We start from the raw sequence: 7,369 nt of genomic DNA on the forward strand, positions 1-7,369 counted from the left end.
TCATTCTGAAGGAGTCTGCCCCAAGCAGACGACTGAAGAATCTCAATGACTAATGACTGATAAAAATTCTTCGTTTCACTCAGAATGACAGAGAAAGAAGACAAACTCAGACGTTGTCCTGAGTGTAACGAAAGAATGACGGAGAAAAAGGGTCTTTAAATAAAAAAGAAAAAAGTGGAGAGGAGTCAGCTTTCAAAATGGTAATTATGTTATCTCTTTCCTCTCCTCGCCGAAAACGGCTTTCATTTTTCTGTATTCGCTGCGGGAAAAACCTTTAATCAACAACATTATAATTAGATATCCAAAAGCACCCACCGGAATCCGAAGCAGAAAGTGAATATTCTGCAACCAGTATAAAAGAGCCGCCATGAACAAAGCCGCCGTCGCCGGTTTGACCGCCGCCTTGAGGGTATTGAACGCTATCTTCTTCTTCAATTCCCGATTCATGAGGATAACACCCAACAGTTCACTCACAAAGATCGCAGCGGCTGCCCCCTGTGCTTTGAAATAAATACCGAGTACTACAATAAGAAATAAATTTATTAAAGAAGTAATGAAAATCACTTTCAGAAATTTCCTCTGTTCGTCCACCGCCACCAGGCCGTAACCGAAGATCGTATTTAGAGGAGTTACGATAAAATACAACAGAAGAAGTTGAAGAACCGGCGCGGCGTCAGCAAACTTTACACCGTATATAAAACCTATCATCTCATGAGACAAAAGAATCCCTCCCGCTGCAATCGGTATGGTGACGGCGAAGAGCAATTTTGAAATGAACATGAAACTGCTCTTCAGCTTTGTCGGTTCGCTTCTGTACTGCCTGGAGAAAATAGGAAAAAATACGAAATAAAAGACCCTTTCGATTATCAGGAACATCAATATAATCTTGAAAGCGGCGCTGAAGAGTGCAACCTCTTCTTTACAGTGAAAAATCCCGAGGATAACAGGAGGGAAATTCAGCAGGAGTTGATTGAATATCGTTGCAAGCCCGACAGGAATTGAAATTCTTAAAAGATCATACCAGCGCCGCCGGGCAAAACGGAGCCGCAATAGACCGTACCTGTTCGAAAAAACAATCAGCAGAAATCCTGTTCCCAAACCGTAACCGAGGAAATAAGAAATGGGTACTTTTGCAACATCGCCGCTTCCTTTGACCAGAAGAAAGATGAACACGAAATAAACGAGATAATGAATGAACCGCGACGCCGCGATATACTCCATATCTTGAGTGCCCTGAAAAACGAATTCCAGAAGAATAGTGAACGGAAACAGTGAAAAGAGGTAGATGAAAATTATTTTCTTCGTAAGCGGGTCTCCGGGAATTAAAATAAGTCCGACTGCAAAAACGACGAAAACAACGAAACCGATGGTCATCTTCAAACCGATGATTTCTTCTACAAGTTTTTTATTCGAGTGGTTCTTTGCTATTTCGCGGGCGCCGATCGTCGTCAAGCCGGGATTCACAAACAAGAGGGCGTATGTCAAAAAAGCCAGCCCGTAACTGATCAACCCGAATCCTCTGATCGTAAGCACCCTTGCGAGATAGACCGTTACGATGAAACCGAATCCTCGACTGACGATATCACTCAAAAACAAGGAACCGATATTTCTGGAAAGTTTCGCCATTCTACAGTTCCAGTATATCAGATAAATCAAAAAGGTCAACCCTTTAGCACAAAACAGTTGACTTTTCGGTATAGTTGATTATTATTACTTTTGTCAAAATATTTATCTGAGAATTTGTTTGGCTGTATAGGGTATTCATTAAAAAGGAGTCTTTATGGCGATTAAACTTGATGGAAGCAGTTTAACCATTGAAAAAGTTGTAAGAATTGCCCGGCATAAAGAAAAGGTCGAACTTACCCCGGAAGCAATAGAGCGGATAAAAGAATGCCGTAAGATGCTGGAGGATAAAATAGAAGCACGTGAAATTATGTACGGCGTCAACACCGGCATCGGTGAATTCTCTGAAGTGATATTGACCGAGGAACAGACCAAACAGTTCCAGAGATATCTTATATATAATCACGCGGCAGGCATAGGCGACCCCGCTCCGATCGAACATGTAAGAGGCGCCATGGCGGGCAGGATAAATGTTCTTGCCAAGGGTAAATCGGGTTGTCGACCCGAAATCGCAATGACTCTTGTCGAGATGTTGAATAAAGGTGTAACACCGGTCGTCTGTCAAAAAGGGTCAGTCGGCGCCTCGGGTGACCTCGCTCCGATGTCACAGATTGCTTTACTCCTGCTGGGTGAAGGCGAAGCATACTACAACGGCGAAAGGCTGCCCGGCAAAACGGCGATGGAACGGGCGGGAATCCCCATCCCCGGGTTGAAGGCACGGGATGGTTTAGCCGTGATCAACGGTTCGAATCTACTCACCGCAATCAGTGCCCTGCAGTTGTACGATATAAATCGCTGGTTGAAACAAGCCGAGATCGCCTGCGCCATGACCCTGGAGGCGCTGTTTGCAAATATGAAACCCTATGATGTACGCCTGCACAAAGCACGTGGATTTCCCGGCGCTGTCAGATCCGCAACGGCGATAATGAAATGCATCGAAGGCAGTGACCTGCTTTCCGGCAAAATTAAAGTAAAAGTCCAGGATGCATATTCAATGCGCTCATCTCCCCAGGTGATCGGCGCTGCACACGATGCAGTAGCCTATGCACGAAAGCAGGTGGAGATTGAATTGAACGGTGTAGGAGACAACCCTGTATTTTTCCCGGAATATAAGTTGACTCTCACCGGTGCCAATTTTCAGGGAAGCCCGATTTCATTACCGATGGATATGGTCGGTGCAGCCGTAACAATGGTCAGTGTCCTCTCTGAACGGCGCTTTAATCGTTTAAACAATCCCGCTCTAAGCGTCGGTTTACCGGCATTTCTTACAAAAGGAGCGGGAATGATGTCCGGTATGATGCTGAGCCAATACACCGCTGACACATTGATCGTCGAGCAGAGGATACTCTCAATGCCTGCATCCATTATGTCCATACCCGCAGCCGCAGACCAGGAAGATTTCGTCTCCATGGGAATGAACACCGTCCTCAAGAACGCCCAGATCCTGGATAACGCCTACGGCATACTGGGGATAGAATTCATGGGAGCAGCCCAGGCATTGGACTTCCGTGATCTAACTCCGGGCAAAGGCGTGCTGGCGGCTAAAAAAGTCATCCGTAAATATATCGAGCATCTTGATGAAGACCGACCTTTACATAATGACCACACAAAGATGAAAGAACTGGTCAAATCGTGTGAAATTCTGCAAGAGGTGGAGAATACCGTAGGCAGTCTCGGTTGAAAAATCAACGTCTCTTGAGAAAAAGTGGCTGAAAAAGATTTATAAAACCATCTGGATCCTGGCGATAAAATATTCAATGTCCGTAATCATCTGTTCGACAATTGAAGGAAAACCGGAAATTTTAAACCGCCGAATCTTCTTACCATCAGTCATTATGTAAAAGCCGTTTGTTCCATCATCACTCTCGAATTTTTTATTCAACACCACTTCGGCGTCTTTGTATCGAATAAAAATCTTTTCTGATATCTCCACTGTTGTTTCATCAAATTTTAAAAACTTATAATGCAGTTCATCCGGCATAAGGAAAAAACCTTTTTTCGCAACACCGCGGTCACCATATCCTATTAGATAATCTATTCTTCTGATATTATGCGCCTTTAAAAAAATGTTTGAAAAAGAACCGATCTTTTTCCGCTCAATCAGGATATTCTCACCGGCAGGAGTTGTGACCAGGATGTCCGAAGAAATCGTCCTGATACTCAACGGTTCGGATAAAGAAAAAAGAGAGACGAAGCACAGTATTCCGATGATCGAAAAAACAGCATATTTTCTGACTCGGATATTGAAGAGCAGATAGAATAAAATCAGAAAGACCGGCGGAACATAGAGTGTAAGGACGGCAAAAGGAAGATGGGTGAAGAAATTCGTCACACCGACCAGTGCTTTAAGCGGAATCGTCGTGAGGAACATTATGAGCCTGGCGCCGGCAGCGTAAAAAAGCCCTGTAAACAGAGCGATGAAGAGTAAAAAAATCACCACAGAAGCAAGCGGCAAAACAATAAGATTGGAAAGGACCGCGAACACTGGAAGTCGATGGAAATAATAGATGAGAAAAGGCGCGACGAAAATCTGAGCGGAAAAAGAAACAACCATCGGTAATATAATAAATTTGTATATTCTCCTGTTGTTTATCCTATTTAAAAACCGTTCATCAAATTTAGGATATAAAAAAAGAATGCCGTATACTGCCGCGAATGAAAGCTGGGTGCCGGGATCGAACAAAAGAAAAGGATTAACAAGAAGAAAAATGAGCGCGGTGATATTCACGATGTGCATCCCGTCCACATTCCTTTGATACAGTAGAGCCACTCCGAACAGCAGGAACATCATTCCGGCGCGGCAGACACTCGGACGGAATCCAGTTACGGCGATATACAACAGGAGGATCAAAGCCATTATAATGAACTTAATCCGTTGCGGAAACGGTATAAAAAAAAGAAAAACAGCAGTAAAGGCGCACACGAAGCCGACGTGCAGACCGGAGACGGCCAGAAGATGGAGAACCCCGGCCCGGCTGAACGCCTCCTTTAATTCTCTTTTCAAACGACCGCTGCCGCCGATGAGCAGACCTATTCCGAGATCACTGAATTCTTGGTCCAAAAGATTTTCAAGTGTGCCTATAATGTATTTTCGAACTGAATAAAGAACATCCCCCCAGAAAATTTTACCTTTTTTCTCTCCCACGATAGTGCCGGCGAGCAGATACGAGTGCCTTTGATACTTTGAATTCCTGATCTTCCCTTTGACGAAAATCCTCTTCCCCAAAAATGTACCGCCGCCGGGAACAAACAGCTCAGCTCTGGCTCCGCAGCCGATTCTTTTATCATCAACAATCACATTGTCCAGTTCAAGTGATAATTTTGTATACTCTTCGCGGGGTTCTTCTCCGATTACCGTTCCTTCAAAAACCAGACTGCGGTCATTCGGAGACAAGGGTATTGATGTATGAAAAGAAGTGTTTATCGCCGATAGAAAAATAATAAGGAGATATAAAAACCAGCGCCGCCACACGGAAAGGAGTGCGGCGACAATGCAAAAGATGACATTCAAAAAGAGAGAAAAAGGTATAATATGCTGAGTAATAATGCCTGCGGCGACCGCACAAAGAACCGCTATACCTGTTTTTTTTATCTTACCCCCCTTCTACAAACAACTGGTTCTACTCTTGGTTTTTTACGGGTAAATTATTTTACGGATCACCTCTTTTACTTTGTTCAATTCAATTCTCGCCACCCCCGGATTTGAACCGCTTGATTTCAAACAGGCGTAAATAAAGAAATCATCACCGATCGGGTGGATGATAAAAAAGGAATTCTGCGTAAGCCAGATAAGTTCTTTCTCCGCACCCAGGTCTAAACTTTTTCTGACCTCTCTTGATGCCAGCATAATCGAGGAAAGTTCCGCATCATACAAGCTCACATCGAAATTCGCCTCTATGATATGTTGAGCGACAGTGATACCGTCATAACCGACAAGACTCACATAAGAGCAACCAGGGATTTTTTCGGCTGTTTTTTTAATCTCCTCTTGCATATCATCAGCCATCTTACCTCCTTATTAACTTATACCCTTTCAACATATTCACCTGTTTCTGTATTAACCTTAATGAGTTCACCCACTTCAATAAAAGGCGGCACCTGACAGGTATGACCACCTTCAAGTTTCGCGGGTTTTGATTGAGCCTGGGCAGTCGCGTCTTTGATATAAGCCTGGGTCTCAATCACTTTTAAAACGACATATTTCGGCAGGACAATCCCGAAGGGCTTACCTTCATAGAATTCGACCTTGACCTTGGTGTTTGCCTGCAGAAATTTCGCCGCATCACCGACAAGTTCCTCACTTAAAGGAATCTGCTCATAGCTCTCCAGATCCATAAAATAATAATGGCCGTCAGCGAAATAGATATACTCCATCTCTATCGGCTCAATTTCGGCTTCTTCCACTCGATCGCTCGAACGGAATCTCATCTCTGTTGACAGACCGGTCTGTAGATTGCGCAGCGTACTTTGAATAATCCCCCGTTTATTACCAGGGGTGATGTGGGTGACACTCAATACGACATAAGGGACGTCTTCTATCTTTATAAGCATCCCTCTTCGGATTTGTGTCGCCTGAATCATTTCGCCTCCAATCGATATGTAGTAATCTCCATTCCTTTATCCTGAATTTGAATATGGTGTTCTGCAAGACGCTTTCTGATATAGTCAGCAAATTCATACTTCTTTTCTTTTCGGAATATATTCCTTATCTTTAAAAGTAAATTCACCACCATGGGGAAGACAAAGTCCGGCCCCTGAAATTTATCCAGACCACCCCAAAAATCATCTTTGATCTGTTCAAGAAGTTCCCTTTGATTCTCCTTCTCGATCCTGGCACAGACCTCTCTGAACAACTGCATAACCTCAGCAAACGGCTCTTCTATTTTCTCCCGATTGAATCCCAGAATGTCCAGGTAGAGCCTCACACTGGCGCCGATGTCGTGACCTCCTTCTTCGTATCCTCTTGTGATGAGATCATATATAACACCCAATGCCTTCGGTGTATTCAAATCATCATCCATCGCCTTGCTGAATTCCTCAAACATCAAAGGGGTATCAATGTCAGGCAGATCATTAAATCCCTGAATATATGTTTGAATTCTCAGATACGCCGCTTTTGCCTCTTTCAACCTCTCTTCTGAAAATTCAAGTTGATTCCGATACTGAGTCTTTAAAAGATATAATCGAATGACATTGGGATTGTATTCCTTAAGGAGATCCTCGATAAGGAAATAATGGCCGGTTGACTTCGCCATCTTTTCACCACCGAGGGTGACCCATCCGTTATGTATCCAGAACCGGGCGAATTCTTTACCTGTTGCAGCCACAGACTGGGCGATTTCATTCTCATGATGAGGAAAGATAAGGTCTTCTCCTCCCATATGGATATCAAAAGTTTCACCGAGATAGTGCATTGACATTGCAGAACATTCAATATGCCAACCCGGCCGTCCTTTACTCCAGGGGCTGAACCAGTACGGCTCGTCCGGTTTTGCCGCCTTCCACAGGGCGAAATCCAACGGGTCTTCTTTATGCTCGGTGGGTTCAATCCTCGCGCCGGCGATCAATTCGTCGATACTCTTACCTGATAATCTTCCGTATTCTGAAAACCGTCGTACGCGGAAATAGACATCTCCCCCTTTTTCATAAGCAAACCCTTTATCAATCAGCCGTTGAACAAGGCCGATGATCTCTTCGATATGCTGGGACGCCCTGGGATAGAAATCCGCACGTTTGATATTGAGCG

General features: G+C 44.1%; 6 protein-coding genes. 1 reads left to right on the plus strand and 5 read right to left on the minus strand.

What is annotated here, in order from left to right; genetic code table 11:
* Positions 1-204: 204 nt before the first annotated feature.
* Positions 205-1,626: a flippase gene (locus ENI34_04650; GenBank protein ID HEC78417.1), complete on the minus strand. Its 1,422-nt coding sequence runs from the start codon at positions 1,624-1,626 to the stop codon at positions 205-207.
* Positions 1,627-1,780: 154 nt separating this feature from the next.
* Between ENI34_04650 and ENI34_04655 the strand changes: the two genes are divergently transcribed.
* The gene (locus ENI34_04655) at positions 1,781-3,304 is read left to right on the plus strand and encodes an aromatic amino acid lyase (GenBank protein ID HEC78418.1); all 1,524 of its coding nucleotides are present in this window, start codon (positions 1,781-1,783) and stop codon (positions 3,302-3,304) included.
* Between the two features lie 39 nt (positions 3,305-3,343).
* On the opposite strand, the gene ENI34_04660 is transcribed toward ENI34_04655, so the two are convergent.
* From ENI34_04660 to ENI34_04675, 4 genes are all read right to left on the minus strand, one after another.
* Positions 3,344-5,215 carry a ComEC family competence protein gene (locus ENI34_04660; GenBank protein ID HEC78419.1) on the minus strand — a complete coding sequence of 624 codons (1,872 nt, stop codon included), beginning with the start codon at positions 5,213-5,215 and terminating at the stop codon, positions 3,344-3,346.
* Positions 5,216-5,257: 42 nt separating this feature from the next.
* The gene (locus ENI34_04665; GenBank protein ID HEC78420.1) at positions 5,258-5,629 is read right to left on the minus strand and encodes a hypothetical protein; all 372 of its coding nucleotides are present in this window, start codon (positions 5,627-5,629) and stop codon (positions 5,258-5,260) included.
* A gap of 17 nt (positions 5,630-5,646) precedes the next feature.
* Entirely contained in the window at positions 5,647-6,204 is a 558-nt protein-coding gene (gene efp / locus ENI34_04670) for an elongation factor P (protein HEC78421.1), read from the minus strand.
* The coding region (locus tag ENI34_04675; GenBank protein HEC78422.1) for a cysteine--tRNA ligase at positions 6,201-7,369 on the minus strand (1,169 nt) is incomplete at its 5' end. The genes efp and ENI34_04675, both read right to left, overlap by 4 nt.

The sequence above is a fragment of the candidate division WOR-3 bacterium genome (assembly GCA_011052815.1).
Classification (GTDB): Bacteria; Hydrothermota; Tepidihabitantia; order SM23-42; family SM23-42; genus DRIG01.